The sequence below is a fragment of the Methylobacterium sp. Leaf111 genome, assembly GCF_001423285.1.
Classification (GTDB): domain Bacteria; phylum Pseudomonadota; class Alphaproteobacteria; order Rhizobiales; family Beijerinckiaceae; genus Methylobacterium.
This window is the reverse complement of sequence record NZ_LMNE01000013.1, coordinates 45,784-63,100: the sequence shown is the minus strand read 5'-3', so window position 1 is coordinate 63,100 and position 17,317 is coordinate 45,784. Positions and strand designations below refer to the sequence as shown.

The window sequence follows — 17,317 nt, the reverse complement described above, 5'->3', positions numbered from 1 at the left end:
GCCAAGCGCGCGTCGCACGAACCCGCTTCCGACGCGATCCCGATGCCTACCTCACCGCCCTCGAACGCCAAGCCCAACAGTTAGATTTGCCAGCCTAGAAAAAAAGCCCCGCTCGCCGGGCGAGCGGGGCCGAGTACAAGGGAGGAAATGCCCGCCATGGGCAGCCCACGCCGTCGCAAATAGCGGGCCATGCCATGGGCCGAGGGCGTGGCAGGGAAGCCACGCCGGACTGGCCCGCTGCGACCGAGGCACGGAAGAGAGAGCCGTTCCGGCCATCGCAAGGTTCCGTTAACCACCCCATGCTGATCTCTGACGGCATCACCCCGACACCGGAACGGCCCGGATGCGGCGGGAGCAGGCCCGGCGACGGCTCGCCTCAGAGATCGAACGGAATCGGAAACCAGCCGATGAACACCCACAGGTTGCCCGACACCGGCGGCGCCGATCGCCGCCCCGAGCGTCCGACGGCCACGGTCGTGACGTTCCCGGCTACGGCGCGCCGCTTCCGGAGAGCGGACGCGGATGCGCCGCGGGGCGCCATTCTGCTCTTCACCGGAATTCGCTACGAGCGCATGCCCGAGCCGGAAGCTCCCGCGCCGCGCCTGCGCCGCCGTTCCTGACACCCGGCCGACGCGCCCCCGCATGGTGCCCTTATTCCGAACCGGACGTCGGCAGGCCCTCCGGCTGCATGCGCTGCGCCTGATACCCCTCGCGATCCCGGCGCTCCTCGCCGGCTGCGCGCAGGAGGGGGATTTCGGGCGGCCCAAAACCGGCGCCTGGAACAGCCTGATCGAGACCACCGGGACCCTGGCGGCGCGGGAGCGCGAGGAGCCGGCCTCCGCCTTTCCCTTCACCGACGAGGAACGCGTCCTGCGCGACCGCGCCTGGCGCTTCCTCATGCCAGCGGCCGGGCACGACGCGTTCACGGACATTCTCGCCAATCTCACGCGCGCCCGGGTGCTCCCCGCCTCCTGGCGGACCGACGATCCGGCGGCCTATCACGACACGCTGATGGCACAGAGCTTTCGCTCGCCGGTCTCGCGCTACCGGCGCCTGTCGGAGGATATCGGCACCGATGCCCGGCTGATCCCCCAATTCGCCGCCCTGGCGGTGCGGGTGAAGGAGGGCGACGCCCTGCGCCTGCGCAGCTTGCCCTTCGCCAAGAGTCTGGACGACGGCGATGTGCGCCAAGCCGCCATGCGGGTGGCCGAGAACCGGTGCCTCATCGCCTGGGTCCGCTTCGAGACCGGTCGCCGCTCCCGCCGCTACCGCTATGCTCTCGAGCATCTGCTGATCGAGGCGCCAGGGCCGGAAGGCGTGTCGGTGGAAGGGACCCTGGCCGCCCTCGACGGGCGGCGTCCCCTGCTCGATCCGTTGGTGCCGCCGGAAGCCGAGGCCCGATGCGGGCTCCTGCCGGAGGCGGAGGGCGTGGTCGCGGTCGCAGCGCCGAGGCCGATCGTCGCCAAGAATTGAGGAGTGCCTCAGCCGCCGGTCTTCTCGTCACCGGGGCTGTCGACGGTGCAGGAGACCGCCTGTACCGCCGCGTCGGCTGCCGTGCGCTGGCTTGGCAGGGCCGCGATCACCCGCACCACCACGAAGCCCCGGGTGTCGCCGGCGACGATGCGGACATCGTGGCTGACCTCGTCCTCGTCGGCATTGGCGAGCGCCTCGTCGTATTGGGACCGGGTGAGCACCACGAGGTCGAGGGCGCCGCGCACCGCCGCCTGGTCGGTCACCGCGTAGAAAGCCCCCCGCTGTCCGTGTACCGCCAGGGACAGCATCAGCGAGCCCGTACGGGCCGAAACCCGCATCGGTCCCTCGGAGAGATCATAGGCGCAGAGCCCGACCGCCACCGCCGGGTCCGGAATCGGAAGCCACGCCTCCACGGGCGGGGTGGCGTCGCCGGCCGCCACGGTGTTGATCGCCAGCGGATGGTCGAGGTTCTCCCCGGAACGCGCCCGCGACAGCGCATCGGACTCCGCCAGGCGCGGGATGAGCAGGACGGTGGCCCCGTGCACGAGGCCGGCGAGCACCAGTCCCGACAGGGTGGCGACGAGGAAGCGGCCCCGCGGGGTCATGCGGCGCACCCGGTCCGGGTGATGGCCGGCACCGCCGAGCGGTCGAGGCTGCCCGCGCTGGCCGCCACGGGCGTGTCGTACAGGCGCAAGGCGAGCCGTACCGGCCCCCTGGGGCGCGGCATCGGCAGCCAGTTCCCCGGTTGGACCTCCGGCGACAGGGTGATGACGAACTGCCCGTCGGTCTCGCGCAGGATCTCGGTGGCGGTGAAGCCTTCGCGCATCGGGGCGGTGTCCGAGTCGCGTGGCCCACGCCCGGCCACCGTCACGGTCCAGGCGCGGGCCGGCGGCGTCACGCCCGCCACGCGGTAGGTGCAGGCGGCATCGAGTGCCCGTCCGGATTCGTCCTGTTCGGCCGTGAGCAGCATGCCTTCACCGATCGCCAGGGGGATCTCACCGCGCCGCGCGTTGACCGCGCGGGCGTAGGGATCCGCACCGACGGAACCGACTTTCGGCCAGGCGGTCCAGGCCCCCACCCGCACGCCGCCGAAGGGATAGCCACCTCGCGTGGCATAATCGGCGGTCGCGAGGCCAAGGCCCGCCCCCAGCGCCAGGGCGTAAAGCATCATTGTCACGGTCGAAGCCTTGCGGACGCCGCGTCGCAGCGCGCGCGTCAGGCGTCCGCCGGTCCCGGAGACCGGGCCTGCTTCCCGGCTCCGAAGCTCGGAAGAACGCGTTCGGCTCTGGTCCGGACGCAACCGCGCCACCGTCTCGGCGAATGTCATGCGCATGATCGCCGGCTACGGTGTGCCGACGCGGCCGCCAACGGCGCGAACCCCGTCCGCCACCGGGCCGGGGGCGTTCAGGGGCTCGAGGGCGGAGGTTTTCTCGGATGCCTTCAGGGAGGTCTTCTCCACCTGGCGGAACAGGCCGTTCATGCTGCCGATGACCTCGAAGGAACGCCGGGAAAGTTTGCCGGCCGCGCTCGCCGCCGCGTTCACGGGGGCCGCACTCTGCCCCGACTGCGCCACTGCACGGCCCGGATCCTTCAGGCCCGGCATGGGTTTGAGCTCGATACCCTGATGCGCGACTTCCATCACGTCATGCCAAGTCATGGCCGGCAGCGAGCCGCCCGTCATTTTGTTGGTGGAGGTGTGATCGTCGTTGCCGAACCAGACAGCGCCGACGTAATTGCCCGTATAGCCCACGAACCAAGCGTCCCGGTAAGCGTTCGTGGTGCCGGATTTGCCCGCGACCTTGATGCCTTCCAGGGCCGCGCGCTTGCCGGTGCCTTCCTCGACCACCTTGGTCAGCATGTAGTTCATGTCGGCGACCACCTGGGTCGACAGCACCTGCGGCATCGGCTCGTCGGCATGGCGGTAGATCACATCACCGGACGAGTTGCGGACCTCCATGGCCGCGTAGGGCTTGGCCCTGCGCCCGCCATTGGCGAACACCGCGTAGCCGGCGGCCTGGTCGATGACGTTCACCTCCGCTGAGCCGATCGGCAGGGAGACGGAATCGGTCAGCTGCGTGGTGATGCCCATGGCGTGGGCGGTCTCGATGATCTTCTTGCGCCCGGCGGCGGCGGCCCTGGCTTCATGGGAGATGCCCATCGCCTTGCCCAGGGCGATCGAGACTTGAATCGGGATGGTGTTGATGGATTTCGCCACCGCGACAGTGAGCGTCGTGGCGCCCGAGAACGAGCGCCCGTAGTTCTGCGGGCACCAGTTGCCGATGCAGACGGGCCGATCGACGACGCGCGTGTCCGGCCGATACAGGCCCGAGGCGAGGCCGGCGGCGTAGACATAGGGCTTGAACGACGAGCCGGGCTGGCGAAGGGCGTCGGTGGCGCGGTTGAACTGGCTCTCGCCATAATCGGCACCACCGACCATCGCCCGAAGGGCCCCGTCCGGATCGAGGATCACCATGGCGGCCTCGTCAACCTCGTACTGGTCGCCGAATCGGCGCAGGGTATTCTGCACCACCTCGTCGGCCCGGCGCTGGATGGTCAGGTCGAGGGGCGTCTTCACGGTGAGGACGCGGTCGCTGCGGAAGCGGCCCGCATCGGCCATCTGCTTGATCTCGCCGAAGGCCCAGTCGAGATAGTAGTCCGCCGTGATGTCGCGGGTCCGGGTCACCGGTGTTGCGGGGTTGCGCAGGGCGGTCTGGATCTGGCCCTCGGTGAGGAAGCCGGCCTCGACCATGTTGTGCAACACGTCGCCGGCGCGGGCACGGGCCGCCGGCAGGTTCACGTGGGGGGCGTACTTGGTCGGCGCTTTGAACAGTCCGGCGAGCATCGCGGCCTCGGCCAGGGAGATGTCCTTCAGCGGCTTGCCGAAATAATAATCCGCCGCCGCCACGGCGCCGAAAGTGCCGCCGCCCATGTAGGCCCGGTCGAGGTAGAGCTTCAGAATCTCGTTCTTGGAGAGGTGGCTCTCCAGCCAGAGCGCCAGGAAGGCCTCGTTGATCTTGCGCTCGAGGGAGCGCTCGTTCGTGAGGAACAGGTTCTTGGCGAGCTGCTGCGTGATCGACGAACCGCCCTGGGTGTTGCCGCCGCCGCGCGAGTTCGACACCAGCGCGCGGGCGGTGCCGATGGGGTCGATGCCCCAATGCTCGTAGAAGCGCCGGTCCTCGGTGGAGACCAGAGCCTTGATCATGATGTCGGGAAAATCGTCGAGCCTCAGCGAGTCGTCGTGCTTGATGCCGCGCCGTCCGACCTCGGTGCCGTAGCGGTCGAGGAACGTCACGGCGAGGTCCTGGGCCTTGAGCCAGTTGTCGCTGGTCAGGTTGAAGGCCGGCTGCGCCAGGGCAAGCATTAGGATCGCGCCACCCGTACCGAGGGTCACCCCCTCGCTGGTCAGGTCGAGGGCGAAGCGTTTCCAGCCTCGTACCGAGAAGACGTTCATGCGCTCTTGGAAGCGCTCGTAGGTCTCTCCCGCCGTGCGACCGCCGTCGTACAGGCTCGCGTTCACCCAGGCGTCGAAGGCGAGGGCGGCGTGCTTGATCCGTGTCGTGAGGGAGGTCGCTTTGGGCAGGCGCACCTGAGTTCCAGTCCTTCCGCACCCCGTTCCGGCACGACGCCGGTCCGCGCGATCCTACCAACACCCGCGCCCGGCCGCGAGGCTTCGTTCATGGGAACGCCCGACAAGGGCAAGCGTCCCGCCGCCGCAGGCCATAACCTGTTCTTAACCTTGGTGCCGGAATGGGGCGGCGCGGTGGCGCGGCGCCTCCGAACACGGCGCGGCGTCATGCCGTGCGCCGGCAACGCTTGCTCCCGGGGCCGCGTTGCGGCACAGGGGCAGATCATCCGGATCCTCGCCGCTCCCAGCCCAAGGTGTTCCCCATGCGGGACCGCTCGGCCGCGCGTTCCCCGACGCCGCAGGCCTTCCCCGAAACCATCCGTTCCGATCCCCAGACCGCTCCGACCGTGGAGCCGTTCTGGCGGACGAAGAGCCTGGACGCGATGTCGCCGGCCGAGTGGGAGAGCCTGTGCGACGGATGCGGCCGCTGCTGCCTCCTCAAGCTCGAGGACGAGGATACGGCGGAAGTCTATCACACCGATGTCGGCTGCACCCTCCTCGACGGCCATGGCTGCCGCTGCCGCGACTATGCGCGGCGCCAGAAGCGCGTGCCCGATTGCGTGCGCCTGACGCCCGAGGCGGTGCGCACGATCCCGTGGCTGCCACCGACCTGCGCCTATCGACTGATCCGCGAGGGCCGCGATCTCTACGCCTGGCATCCGCTGGTCTCGGGCCGCGCGGCCAGCGTGCACGAGGCCGGCATCTCCGTGCGCGGCCGCGTCTCCGGCAACGAGGAGGAGTTCACAGCCGACGAACTCCTCGATCGGATCGTGACCTGGCCCAATCGCACGCCGGAGACCGAGGACGACGCAGAATAAGCGTGGCCTCAGGCGTCGAGCATCGAGGGGACGGCATTCTCGGCGATGATCCGGCGGGCCTCGGCCGCGTCGCGATGCATCTGGGCGATCAGGGCCTCCGCTCCGTCGAAGCGGACCTCGCCGCGGAGATAGTCCAGGAACTCCACCGCGATCGTCTGGCCATAAAGGTCGCCGGAGAAATCGAACAGGTTGACCTCGAGGAGCGGGGCGCCGCCGTCGAAGGTCGGGCGCCGGCCGTAGCTGGCGACCCCGTTTTTCACCCGACCGTCGGGCAGGCGCGCTCGCACCGCGTAGATGCCGTGGGCGAGGTTGCAGGCGGGCAGCGCCACGTTGGCGGTGGGATAGCCGAGGGTACGTCCACGCTTGTCGCCGTGGCGGACCTCGCCGGAGACGAACCAACGGTAGCCGAGGAGCGCGTTGGCCCGCGTCACCGCACCCTCGGTGAGGGCAGCCCGGATCGCGCTCGACGAGACCGGCTCCGCCCCCGTGCTCAGGGCGACAGGCGGGATGATCCGGCAGCTCAGGCCCGCCTGCGTGCAGAGATCGGCGAGGACCATCGGCGTGCCCTCGCGGCCCCGGCCGAAATGGAAATCGTGGCCGATGACGACGCCCGCCACCCCGAGGTCGCGCACCAGCAGCCCCTCGACGAAGTCGCGCGCGCCGGTTCCCGCCAGGGTTGCGTCGAAGCGGCGCACGATGAGTCCGTCGAGGCCGAGATGGGCGAAGACGATCTCCTTCGCTTCCGCGTCGGTGAGACGGAACATGGGGAGATGTGGCGCGAAATAGGCGCGCGGATGCGGCTCGAAGGTGAGGACGACCGCCGGGCGGCCGGCCGCCTGCGCGGTCTCGCGCACGGCGGCGATCAGGGTCCGGTGACCGAGATGCACCCCGTCGAAATTGCCGATCGCCGCGATGGCTCCGGAAATCACGGGCGGCACCGGCTCGTCCTCGCGACAGATCGTGAAGCGTCGCTCGTGCGCGGATGCGGCGGGCGGGACAGCGGATTCGTCGCCAGACGACATCGGATCTCAGGAGTTGCAGCGGTCGGGGACGGGTGCTGTGGCGGCGGAACCTGTCGAAAACCGGTCTGGGGGTCAAGCGCGCGGGCTGAGCGCGGAGGTCGCGGTACGGCCCGCTCCCGCCTGCGCGCGCCGCGCCTTCGCCGCCCGTCGCCCGACGTAGAGCAGCACGCCCGTCACCAGGAAGAGGGGCATCATCAGGGCCGCGACGAGGAAGATCGGTGGCCCGAGGAATCCGAAGATGCGCCCGCTGTGCACGTCGAGCATGTTGCCGGCGATGCGGGCGCCGAGCGGACGCTCGCCGCCAATCTCGCACATGAGGATGCGCCCGCTGGCCGCCTCGATCCGGGTGTCGTCGCGCCAGCCGTTCCGGTTCTCGGAGCGGATGCGGATGGGTCCGGTCCCCCCGCTTGGCAGGATCAGGGTCGCCCGGGTGAACTGGCCCGCATCCACGGTGCGGAAGGCCGTCCAGGCGGCGTCGAGGCTCAGCGCTCCGGGGCCTCCCAGCCCGTCTTCGCGCCGACCGGGCCTGCCTTCACCGCGGATCACGCCCTCCTTGGGCCCACCCGCTTTGGGCCCGCCCGCCTTGGCGTCAGAAGCCGGCGGCTTGCCATCGGCCATCCGGGTGATGGTCTCGCCGCGGGTGAGGAGGGTGGTGACGACCTCGCGATAGCCGTCGAAGGACCACCACAGCCCGCTCAGGGCGATGACGAGGTAGACCGGCAGCACCCAGGTGCCGGCCACCGCGTGCAGCGACCAGTAGGTCGGCCGGCCCCATTGCCGGAGATGGGGCTTCAGCCAGATCCGCAGGGACATCACCTTCGGCCAGCGCAGGTAGAGACCGGTGCAGAGGAGGACGAGGAGCGCGAGGACGCTCGCGCCGGTCAGGGTCCGGCCCCAGCCCTTGCCGTCGCCGGGCAGGAGCAGCCAGCGATGCAGGCGCCGGATGGTCGCGAAGGCCTCCTCCGTCCGCGCCGCGCCGCGCACCGTGCCGTCATAGGGGTCGAGATAGAGGGAGGGCGGCCGCAGGCCGGTGGCGGGATCGCGCCCGAGCCGAACCATCGCGGCGGTGGCAGCCTCGGCCGAGAACGTCAGGTTCGCCACCGTGTCGGACCGCTTGGCATGGAAGCGGGCCAGGAGGGCATCCGGGGCGAGCGGATCCTCCGCCCGGCGGGCGACCCGGATCAGGTCCGCGTCGAAGGCCTCGCCGATGGCGTCCTCGTAGCTGAGGAGCGCACCGGTGAAGCCCGCCACGGTCAGGATCAGCCCGGCCCCCAGCCCCAGCAGCCAGTGCAGCTGGAACAGGACGGCGCGCAGGTGCCTCACCACGCCACCCGCGCGGTGACGAGGGCCTGGAAGGGCTCGCCCACCGCCACCAGCAGGTTGCTGCCCCCCGACGAGGGATAATAGGTGCGGTCGAACAGGTTCTTGAGGTTGAGCTGGAGCGTGGTCGCCAAGCCGTTCACCTCGGTGCTGTAGGCGAGGAACGCGTCGCAGACGACGTAGTCGGGCAGGGCGAAGCTGTTGGCGGCGTCCCCCGGCCGGGCGCCGACGTAGCGCGCCCCGAAACCGGCTTCCAGGAAGCCGGCGCCCAGCCGCGTCGCGCCGAACTCCTTGGCCTCGGCGATGGCACCGAACTGATGCGTGAGGAAGGCCGAGGCAGTGACCCGCGGGGTGTTGAGGAGCTGCTTGCCCACCAGCACCGGGTCCTGGGTCACCTCCGCCTGGGTGAAACCGTAGCTGGCGATCACCGCCCAGTCGGGCAGGATCTGGCCGGCGACGTCGAGCTCGAACCCGCGCGAGCGCACCTTGCCGGCGGTGGTCGCCACGGTGAGGCCCTGGCCGTTGACCTGCGTCACCAGCACGTTCGCCTTGTCGATGTCGAACATCGCCCCCGTCACGGTCAGCCCGGCGGCGAGGTCCGCCTTCACCCCGACTTCGATGGAGTCTCCCTCCTCGGGCGGCAGGGCGCCGACGATGTTGGCCAGCGAGGTGTTGGGTTTGAAGGACTGCGAATAGCTCCCGTAGAGCGAGAGGGTGGGGGCGAGCTTGTAGACGAGGCCGACCCGCGGCAGGACGCGCACCCCGTCGATGTCGGTGTAGGCCACCGCCGGCGTCCCCTTGGCGCCGAACTGGTCGAAGATCTGCGTGCTGACCCCGGCGACCAGAATCCACTGGTCGCTGAGGTGCAGGGAGTCCTGCAAATACACGCTGGTATTCACTAAGCGTTCGCGCAGGTTGCTGTCGGCGGGCGAGATCACCGGCACCGCCGCGAGGGTGCCGTAGACCGGCCGGAACGGGTCGAACCCCGCCCGGTTCGGACCCCGGATGATGTCGGGCCGGCCGTAATCGATGTTCTCGTAAGTGACGCCGGCCAGGAGGTCGTGGCGCAGACCGGCGGTGTCGAAGCTGCCGGTCAGGTCGAGGCGGGCGACATGCGCATTGAAGTCCGCGTTGCGGGTGCCGTCGGCCCGGCGGGTGAGGAGGCCTCTGGCCGGAAGATAGGTGACCGGCCGGATCTGGTCCTCGTCGTAGCCGAGATGGGAGTAGGTGTAGCCGAAATGCAACGTCCAGGCGTTGTCGAAGCGGTGGTCGACATCGAGGGTGGCGAGATGGCTGGTGGCCTCGTGCTGGCTCGAGCGCTCGTCGAAGCGCCGGTCGCGCGGCACCCGCAGGGGCCGCCCGGTGGTGGGATCGAAGATCGTGCCGCGGTCGTAGGGCACGCGGTAGTGCCCGAATTCATACCCCACCGTCACGGTGGTGTCGTCGCCCTTCCAGGTGAGGGAGGGGGCCACGACCTGGCGGCTGAGATGGCCGAAGTTGCGCCAGTAGGCGTAGCTCTGGATGTCGGCCACCATCCGGTAGGCGAGGTTGGTGCCCGCGATGGGGCCGGTGAGGTCGCCCTGGACCAAGCCGCCGTCGAAGCTCGTCCCCGTGAGGTTGAGGGAGCCGTGCTGCGTGAAGTCCGGCCGCTTCGAGACGAGGTTGATCAGCCCGCCCGGGTCGGTGATGCCGTAGAGGAGCGAGGCCGGGCCCTTGAGCACCTCCACCCGCTCGATGGCGTAGCTGAAGTTCTGCTGCAGCACGGTGCGCCGGCCATCCCGCAGGATCGAGTCGTCGCGGAAGGTGCCGAAGCCGCGCCGGACCACGGCCTCCTGCGTGCCGCCGACGCTGTTGGTCTGGGCGATGCCGCTGACGTTGCGCAGGGCCTCGTCGAGGGAGATCACGCGCTGGTCGCGCAGCACCGCGGCGGAGACCACGGCGATGTTGGCCGGCGTGTCGAGGAGGGCGGTGTCGGACCCCGCCCCGAAGGTCGAGCGTTTGGGCTGGTAGCCGACGGTCGCGAGTCCGTTGCCGAGGCCGGCGACGCTGAGTTCCTCGAGGGTGGCGGTGGATGGCGCCTCCTGCGCCGAACTCGCACCGGCGGACAGCAGCCAGAGGGCGCCCCCGGCCAACCGGCGGTGCCGGGACGGATGGCGGGAGGTTCGGGCGGCGCGCGGCATATCGGATCTCGGACGAAGCAGAAGCTTCGCCGTAGTGCGCTGCAACATCATTTGCAAGATGTCGTTTAAAGATTAGAACCTCTAAAAGGAATGCATATGCATAGCTTAGAAAGTATATACGTGGTCGATCATAAGAAGAAGGTTCATGTGTTCAGTCTCGTCGCGGGGGCGATCGGCAGCGAAGGGCCTGCTTGACCCGGCGGTCCCGCGCTCACATCCCTGTCCGATCATGACGAGCCCGCGCGAATCCCCCGGACGGCATCATCTCTGGCGCCCCTACACGCAGATGCGGGGGGCGGCCCCGCCGCTGGAAGCCGTGCGCACGCACGGGTCGCGCATCGTCCTCGCCGACGGGCGCGAGCTGATCGACGGCATCGCCTCCTGGTGGACGGCGGCCCATGGCTACAACCATCCCCACATCCGGGCGGCCGTGGCCGCGCAGCTCGAGACGATGCCGCACGTGATGTTCGGGGGGCTCACCCACGCCCCGGCGGAGCGGCTGGCGGCGCGCCTCGCGGCCCTGCTGCCCGGCGACCTCGACCACGTCTTCTTCACCGATTCCGGCTCGGTGGCCGTGGAGGTCGCCCTGAAGATGGCGGTGCAGATGTGGATCAACCGGGGGGTGGTCGGGCGCACACGCATCCTGGCCTTCCGCGAGGGCTATCACGGCGACACCCTCGGGGCGATGTCGGTCTGCGACCCCGACGAGGGCATGCACCGGCGCTTCGGCGCCTACCTGCCGACCCAGGTCTTCTGCGACCTGCCCCGGACGGCGGCGCAGGTCGCCGCCCTCGACGCGACCCTGGCGGCCGCGCGCGAGACCCTGGCGGCGGTGATCGTCGAGCCCCTGGTCCAGGGGGCCGGCGGCATGCGCATGCACCCCCCCGAGGTGCTGGCGACCGTCGCGCGGCTCGCGCGGCGCCACGGGCTGCCGCTCATCGCCGACGAGATCTTCACCGGGTTCGGGCGCACCGGCACCCTGTTCGCCTGCACGCAGGCCGGCATCGTGCCGGACATCCTGTGCCTGTCGAAGGCCCTCACCGGGGGCACGATGGCGCTGGCCGCCACGGTGGCCACGGGGGCCGTGTTCGAGAGCTTCCTCGCCGACGATCCCGCCGCCGCCCTCATGCACGGGCCGACCTTCATGGCCAACCCGCTCGCCTGCGCGGCGGCCAATGCCAGCCTCGACCTGTTCGACCGCGAACCGCGCCTCGATCAGGTCGCGGCGCTCGCGGGGGCCCTGACGGACGGGCTCGAACCCCTTCGCGGGCTGCCGCACGTCGCCGACATCCGGGTCTTGGGGGCGATCGGGGTGGTGCAGTTCCGCCGGCCCCCCGATCTGGCCGATTTGAAGCGCCGCTTCCTGGCGCGGGGCACCTGGGTCCGCCCCTTCGGCGACATCGTCTACCTGACGCCGGCCCTCACCGTCCCGCCGCAGGATCTGGCCGAGCTTCTCGACGCCATGCGGACGGTGGTGCCGGCGGTCGCCCCCTGACGGCGAGGACCCTGCGTCCGGTGCAACCCACGCCCCCGTCGCTCGTTGGGATGACGTTGCGCTGGCCCCATGTCCAGGATCTCCGGTGTCCCGGATCGCGCCGTGCGGGCCCCCGGGCTTCACGCGAGGATCCCGGTCCCGGGCGGGGCCCGCGGCCAGACAGGCTGGAGGGTGCATCGTGGTGGACGAGGCGAAGGCGAACGACGACCGGCCGGTGATCCTGCTGGTGGAGGACGAGGCCCTGACGATCATGGACCTCGGCGACGTTCTCGAGAATGGCGGCTACGAGACCGTGCAATGCGCCTCGGCCGAACGGGCGCTCGGCATCATCCAGGACCGCCCCGACATCAGCGGCCTGATCACGGACGTCGAATTGTCCGGCAAGACCAACGGCTTCGAGCTTGCCACCGCGGTGTCCGAGGCCCGGCCGCAATTGCCCATCGTCATCGTCTCGGGGCGCGCGGCCCCCGATCCCGAACGGATGCCGAAAGGCGCCAAGTTCATCGCCCGGCCCTGCACCGGCGAGGACATCCTGTCCCAGCTCAAGGGCCTGCTGCCCTGCTGAAGGTCTGAGCGGTCAGCCCGGAGCCTTCCCCCGGGCCCGCCACCACGCGACGGTGTCGTCGAGCCCCCGCGCTACGTCGAAGCGCGGCCGGAACCCCACGGTCTCCGTCAGGATGCGGGTCCCGGCCTCGATGACCTGCGGCTCCGTCGGGCTCAAGGGACGGGCCCCGAAATCCAGGTGCTCGGCGCCCCCGATCCGGGCGGCGAGCCCTTCGAGGAGCGCGCGCACCGGGATCGCCGCCCCGGAGCCGATGTTCACCGGCCCGGGTACGTCCCCCGCCACCAGGGCGGCCAGGGCCGCGGCGGCATCCGCGACGTGCAGGAAGTCGCGGCGCTGGTGCCCGTGCGAGGTCGGGAACGCCGTGCCGGCCGTTAGGGCCCGGATCGCGTCCGACACGAGCCGCCCGCGGCGCTCGCCGGGGCCGTAGAGATAGAACAGCCGCCCCCAGGCGACGCTGAGCGTCTGCGTGGCGGCATAGGCCTCCAGGATGCGCCGCGTGCCGTCCTTGGCGGCGCCGTAGAGCGTCGCGGGCCGGCAGGGCGTCGTCGCCTCCTCGAAGCGGGCCGCGCCCCATTCGTACTCGGCGCAGGTGCCGGCCCCGACGAACCGGCGGCCCCCCGCCGCCGCGAAGGCCTGGGCGAGATCCAGGGTGGCCGCGACCCAGTCGAGGTTGCGCGCCGAGGTCCAGTAGCGGCCGGGCTCCGCATCCCAGGCGAGGTGGAGGCAATGGCTCGGCCGGATCTTCGCGATCAGCGCGTGCCGTTCCGCGGGCACGAGCAGGTCGGCCGCGTGCCAGGTCGCCTCCGCCGAGGGGCTGCGACCGACGCCGTGAACCTCGAATCCGCGCGCCCGCAGGGCCGGCACGGCGTGGCGGCCGACGAAGCCGGCCGCCCCCGTGACGAGGACGCGCTCCCTCACCGCACCCAGTCGGGGTAGGCGAGATCGCGCGCGGCGATCACCGTGACGGGCTCCGGCCAGGCGACGTCGAGGCTCGGATCGTTCCAGCGCAGGCCCCGGGCGCTGCCGGCCACGTAGGGGCGGTCGATCATGTAGAGCACTTCCGCGTCGTCGCTGAGCGCCTGGAAGCCGTGGCCGAAGCCCACGGGAATGTAGAGGGCGTGGCGGTTCCCGGCGCTGAGTTCGGTCCCGTAGGCCTGGAGGTAGGTGGCCGAATCCGGCCGCAGGTCGACGAGGACGTCGTGGATCGCGCCGGCCGTGCAGCGCACGAGCTTGGTTTCCGCGTGGGGCTCGGCGGCGAAGTGCAGGCCCCGCACGGTGCCGCGCCGGGCATTGTAGGAGATGCTGGACTGCGCGAAGGCGCCGATGAGGCCCCGCGCGGCGAAGTCCTCCGCGCAGGCGGTGCGGGCGAAGAAGCCGCGCGCATCGGCCTGGGGGTCCGGGACGACCCGGTACGCGCCGGCGAGCGGCAGGGCCTCGAAGCGCATGGGCTCAGAACACCGAGAGCCGTGGGATCGCCGTGACGAAGCGCCCGCCCCAGTCCCGGATGGCGGCCATCTCGCCGGCGATCTCGTCCTTCAGGTTCCAGGGCAGGATCAGGACGTAGTCCGGCCGCTGTGCCAGCAGGGCCTCCGGGGAGACCACCGGGATGCGGCTGCCTGGCAGGAGGGTGCCCTGCTTGTGCGGCGAGCGGTCCGCCACGACCCGCACCAGCTCGGGGCCGATGCCGCAGTAATTGAGGAAGGTGTTGCCCTTGGCCGCCGCCCCGTAGGCGCAGACGGTTTTTCCCGTCAGCCGCAGGTCCGCCAGGAAGGCGAGGGTGGCGCACTTGATGCGCACCACGTCCTCCGCGAAGGCGGCGTAGCCGCTCGCGTCGAACAGGCCGCCGGCGCGCTCCTCCGTGCGCACCCGGTCCACGGCGGGACCCTGCCGGTGCGCGGCCGCCGCGTGGCAGGCGAAGACCCGGAGGGAGCCGCCATGGGTCGGCCATGCCTCCACGTCGAAGACCCGCAGGCCGTGCGCCTCCAGGATCCCCGAGACGACCCCGAGGGAGAGGTAGGAGAAGTGTTCGTGGTAGATGGTGTCGAACTGGCGCTCCGCGATCATCCGCAGGAGGTGCGGGAACTCGAAGGTGGCGACGCCCTCGGGCTTCAGGAGAATTCGGAAGCCCTCCACGAAGTCGTGGATGTCGGGCACGTGGGCCAGCACGTTGTTGGCCGCCATCAGGTCGGCGGCGTGGCCCTCCGCCCGCAGGCGCCGGGCGGTCTCCGCCCCGAAGAACGCCACCTCGGTGGGGATGCCGCGCTCGCGCGCCACCGCGGCCACGTTGGCGGCCGGTTCGATCCCGAGGGCCGGGATGCCGCGGGCCACGACGGCGCGCAGCAGGTAGCCGTCGTTGCTCGCCACCTCCACGACCCGGCTGTCCGGCCCGAGACCGAAGCGGGCCTGCATGGCCGCGACGTAGGCCTCCGCATGGGCGAGCCAGCCGGCGGAGAAGCCGGAGAAATAGGCGTAGTCCGAGAAGATCGCCTCCGGCGTCTCGAAGGCCTCGAGCTGCACCAGCCAGCAGGCCTCGCAGACGAAGGCGTGGAGGGGATGGACCATCTCCCCCCGACCGGCGCGCTCGACCGGCACGTAGGCGTTGGCCAGGGGCGACAGGCCGAGATCGGCCACGCTCCGGTGCAGGGGCGCCCCGCAGGCGCGGCAGCTTCGGGTCGGAGTCGTTGTCGGAGTCGTCATGCGGCGAGCGCCTCGTAGGCGCCGATCTGCGCCAGGGTCAGGTCGCGGGCGCACGCCCCGCCGGCCTGCGCCCGGTGCCAGGCCGCGGTCCAGGCGAGCGCCGCGTCGAGGCGCAGGCGCCGGTCCCAGCCGAGATGGGCGCGGGCCTTGGCCGAATCGACCTTGAGGAAGGTCGCCTCGTGCGGATGGATCGCCGCCGAGAGGTGCCACAGGGCCTCGGAGCCCCAGGCCTGGGCGAGTTCGTCGACGAGATGGGCCACCGGCCGGCAATCCTCGTCGGCCGGGCCGAAGTTCCAGGCCTCGGCGTAGCGCGGCCCGTCCGCCCCCGACAGGCATTCGGCGAGGCGGAGATAGCCGCTCAGGGGCTCGAGCACGTGCTGCCAGGGCCGCGTCGCGTGGGGCGCGCGGATCTCCACCGACTCGCCCCGCGCGAAGGCGCGGACGATATCGGGCACGAGGCGGTCCTCCGACCAGTCGCCACCGCCGATGACGTTGCCCGCCCGGGCGGTGGCGACCCGGCAATCCCGTTCCCTGAGGAACGAGGCCCGGTAGGCCGCCGCCACCAGCTCGGTGCAGCCCTTGGAGCTGCTGTAGGGGTCGTGGCCGCCCAGCGCCTCCGTCTCGCGGTAGCCCCAGGCCCATTCACGGTTCGCGTAGGCCTTGTCGCTCGTCACCACCACCACGGCCCGGACGGAGGGCGTCGCCCGCACCGCCTCCAGCACGTGGGCGGTGCCCATCACGTTGGTGGCGTAGGTGGCCAGCGGATCGCGGTAGGCGGCGCGCACCAGGGCCTGGGCGGCCATGTGGATGACGATCTCGGGGGCGGTGGCGGCCAGGCACGCCCGGACTGCCGCCGCGTCGCGGATGTCGGCGAGGTGCGAGTCGAGGCCGCGGCCGATGCCGGCCGTGGCGAACAGGCTCGGGGTGGTCTCGGGGGCCAGCGCCAGCCCGCTCACCCGGGCGCCCAGGCGTTCCAGCCACAGGCAGAGCCAGCCGCCCTTGAAGCCGGTATGGCCCGTAACGAGCACCCGTCGCCCGGCCCAGAAGGCGGGATCGGGATTCGGGTCGCGCGTGCGCGGCAGGGGGAAGGGCGAGGGCTGCACGCTCTGAAACGATCTCCGGTGGGGCGCCAGACTACCAGCACTTCCAGGGCGGCGCGTCCCCCGCCCACAGGGCTTCGAGGTGGTTCTTGTCGCGCAGGGTGTCCATGGCCTGCCAGAAGCCCGCATGGACGTAGGCCGCGAGCTGCCCGTCGGCGGCGAGGCCCTCCAGGGGCTCCGCCTCCCAGACGGTGGCGTCGCCCGCGATCCGGTCGAGCACCCGCGGCGAGAGCACGAAGAAGCCGCCGTTGATCGTCGCTCCGTCCCCGGCGGGCTTCTCCCGGAAGCGCCGCACCGTGCCGTCCTCCAGCTCCAGCGCCCCGAAGCGGCCCGGCGGCGTCACCGCCGTGAGGGTGGCGAGCTTGCCGTGGGCCCGGTGGAAGGCCGCCAGGGCCGTCAGGTCCACGTCGGCGACGCCGTCGCCGTAGGTCATGAAGAAGTCGTCGTCGCCCAGATAGTCCCGCACCCGCTTCAGGCGCCCGCCCGTCATCGTGGTCTCGCCGGTCTCGATCAGCGAGACGCGCCAGTCCTCGGCGGTGCTGCGGTGGAAGTCCACGTGGCCGCGCCCGATGTCCACGGTCACGTCGGACAGGTGCAGCCGGTAGTTCAGGAAGAACTCCTTGATGACGTAGCCCTTGTAGCCGAGGCAGATCACGAATTCGCGCACCCCGTGGGCGGCGAAGATCTGCATGATGTGCCAGAGGATCGGCCGGCCGCCGATCTCCAGCATGGGCTTGGGGCGGATCACCGTCTCCTCCGAGAGGCGCGTGCCGAGACCGCCTGCGAGGATGACTGCCTTCATGGATTCCTGAGCGGTCTTCGGAAGGTCCTGGTGCGGGAACGGCCGCGCTGCGGGTGCGTGCGCCCCGTCGCGCAACGCTTAATCGAGGGGTCGCCCTTCGTCCAGGCGCGGGGACGGATGGGCCGTTTAGCCGACTTTTCCCGCTCGCTCGGGCTCCCGGGCGGGGCGCTGTCATCGCAGCTTCATACGGCCCGGTCATGCCCCGGGACGGAGGGACGTT

General features: G+C 71.0%; 16 protein-coding genes. 5 read left to right on the top strand and 11 right to left on the bottom strand.

Features of this window, described 5'->3' with window-relative positions:
• Window positions 1–407 precede the first annotated feature (407 nt).
• Entirely contained in the window at window positions 408–620 is a 213-nt protein-coding gene (locus ASF41_RS10850; protein ID WP_056218358.1) for a hypothetical protein, read from the top strand.
• 22 nt (window positions 621–642) lie between these two features.
• On the top strand, window positions 643–1,473 hold the full coding sequence (locus ASF41_RS10845; RefSeq protein WP_244479621.1) for a hypothetical protein: 831 nt from the start codon (window positions 643–645) through the stop codon (window positions 1,471–1,473).
• Between the two features lie 8 nt (window positions 1,474–1,481).
• Here ASF41_RS10845 and ASF41_RS10840 read toward each other — a convergent pair whose 3' ends face one another.
• From ASF41_RS10840 to ASF41_RS10830, 3 genes are read right to left on the bottom strand one after another with little or no spacing between them, the layout of a single operon-like run.
• The gene (locus ASF41_RS10840; protein ID WP_056218356.1) at window positions 1,482–2,078 is read right to left on the bottom strand and encodes a hypothetical protein; all 597 of its coding nucleotides are present in this window, start codon (window positions 2,076–2,078) and stop codon (window positions 1,482–1,484) included.
• On the bottom strand, window positions 2,075–2,806 hold the full coding sequence (locus ASF41_RS10835) for a DUF1214 domain-containing protein (RefSeq protein ID WP_082501426.1): 732 nt from the start codon (window positions 2,804–2,806) through the stop codon (window positions 2,075–2,077). Before ASF41_RS10835 ends, ASF41_RS10840 begins: the two co-directional genes overlap by 4 nt.
• A 9-nt stretch (window positions 2,807–2,815) precedes the next feature.
• Window positions 2,816–5,059: a transglycosylase domain-containing protein gene (locus ASF41_RS10830; protein WP_056493131.1), complete on the bottom strand. Its 2,244-nt coding sequence runs from the start codon at window positions 5,057–5,059 to the stop codon at window positions 2,816–2,818.
• A gap of 302 nt (window positions 5,060–5,361) precedes the next feature.
• On the opposite strand from ASF41_RS10830, the gene ASF41_RS10825 reads away from it, so the two are divergent.
• Window positions 5,362–5,916: a YcgN family cysteine cluster protein gene (locus tag ASF41_RS10825; protein ID WP_082504274.1), complete on the top strand. Its 555-nt coding sequence runs from the start codon at window positions 5,362–5,364 to the stop codon at window positions 5,914–5,916.
• A gap of 8 nt (window positions 5,917–5,924) precedes the next feature.
• Here ASF41_RS10825 and ASF41_RS10820 read toward each other — a convergent pair whose 3' ends face one another.
• The 3 genes from ASF41_RS10820 to ASF41_RS10810 form a co-directional block, all read right to left on the bottom strand.
• Window positions 5,925–6,938 (bottom strand): bifunctional riboflavin kinase/FAD synthetase, encoded by a 1,014-nt coding sequence (locus tag ASF41_RS10820; RefSeq protein WP_056493128.1) that lies wholly within the window; start codon window positions 6,936–6,938, stop codon window positions 5,925–5,927.
• Between the two features lie 72 nt (window positions 6,939–7,010).
• Entirely contained in the window at window positions 7,011–8,261 is a 1,251-nt protein-coding gene (locus ASF41_RS10815) for a PepSY domain-containing protein (RefSeq protein ID WP_244479620.1), read from the bottom strand.
• Window positions 8,258–10,438 carry a TonB-dependent siderophore receptor gene (locus ASF41_RS10810; protein ID WP_056493120.1) on the bottom strand — a complete coding sequence of 727 codons (2,181 nt, stop codon included), beginning with the start codon at window positions 10,436–10,438 and terminating at the stop codon, window positions 8,258–8,260. The genes ASF41_RS10815 and ASF41_RS10810 overlap by 4 nt, the downstream gene beginning before the upstream one ends.
• Before the next feature lie 229 nt (window positions 10,439–10,667).
• Between ASF41_RS10810 and ASF41_RS10805 the strand changes: the two genes are divergently transcribed.
• Both ASF41_RS10805 and ASF41_RS10800 read left to right on the top strand, forming a co-directional pair.
• Window positions 10,668–11,933, top strand: coding sequence for an adenosylmethionine--8-amino-7-oxononanoate transaminase (locus ASF41_RS10805; RefSeq protein ID WP_056493117.1), 1,266 nt, complete (start codon window positions 10,668–10,670; stop codon window positions 11,931–11,933).
• 178 nt (window positions 11,934–12,111) lie between these two features.
• Window positions 12,112–12,498, top strand: a complete 387-nt coding sequence (locus ASF41_RS10800; RefSeq protein WP_244472675.1) for a response regulator — start codon at window positions 12,112–12,114, stop codon at window positions 12,496–12,498.
• 12 nt (window positions 12,499–12,510) lie between these two features.
• Here the strand turns inward: ASF41_RS10800 and ASF41_RS10795 are convergent, their stop codons facing one another.
• The 5 genes from ASF41_RS10795 to rfbF are packed head-to-tail and all read right to left on the bottom strand — an operon-like array spanning window position 12,511 to window position 17,097.
• A complete protein-coding gene (locus ASF41_RS10795; RefSeq protein WP_056493115.1) occupies window positions 12,511–13,416 on the bottom strand; it encodes an NAD(P)-dependent oxidoreductase in 906 nt (301 codons plus the stop codon).
• The gene (locus ASF41_RS10790; protein ID WP_056218335.1) at window positions 13,413–13,943 is read right to left on the bottom strand and encodes a dTDP-4-dehydrorhamnose 3,5-epimerase family protein; all 531 of its coding nucleotides are present in this window, start codon (window positions 13,941–13,943) and stop codon (window positions 13,413–13,415) included. Before ASF41_RS10790 ends, ASF41_RS10795 begins: the two co-directional genes overlap by 4 nt.
• A 4-nt stretch (window positions 13,944–13,947) precedes the next feature.
• Window positions 13,948–15,195 (bottom strand): class I SAM-dependent methyltransferase, encoded by a 1,248-nt coding sequence (locus ASF41_RS10785; protein WP_056493112.1) that lies wholly within the window; start codon window positions 15,193–15,195, stop codon window positions 13,948–13,950.
• On the bottom strand, window positions 15,192–16,298 hold the full coding sequence (gene rfbG, locus ASF41_RS10780; protein WP_244472674.1) for a CDP-glucose 4,6-dehydratase: 1,107 nt from the start codon (window positions 16,296–16,298) through the stop codon (window positions 15,192–15,194). The genes ASF41_RS10785 and rfbG overlap by 4 nt, the downstream gene beginning before the upstream one ends.
• Window positions 16,299–16,329: 31 nt before the next feature.
• The gene (gene rfbF / locus ASF41_RS10775) at window positions 16,330–17,097 is read right to left on the bottom strand and encodes a glucose-1-phosphate cytidylyltransferase (RefSeq protein ID WP_056218330.1); all 768 of its coding nucleotides are present in this window, start codon (window positions 17,095–17,097) and stop codon (window positions 16,330–16,332) included.
• Between the last annotated feature and the right edge of the window lie 220 nt (window positions 17,098–17,317).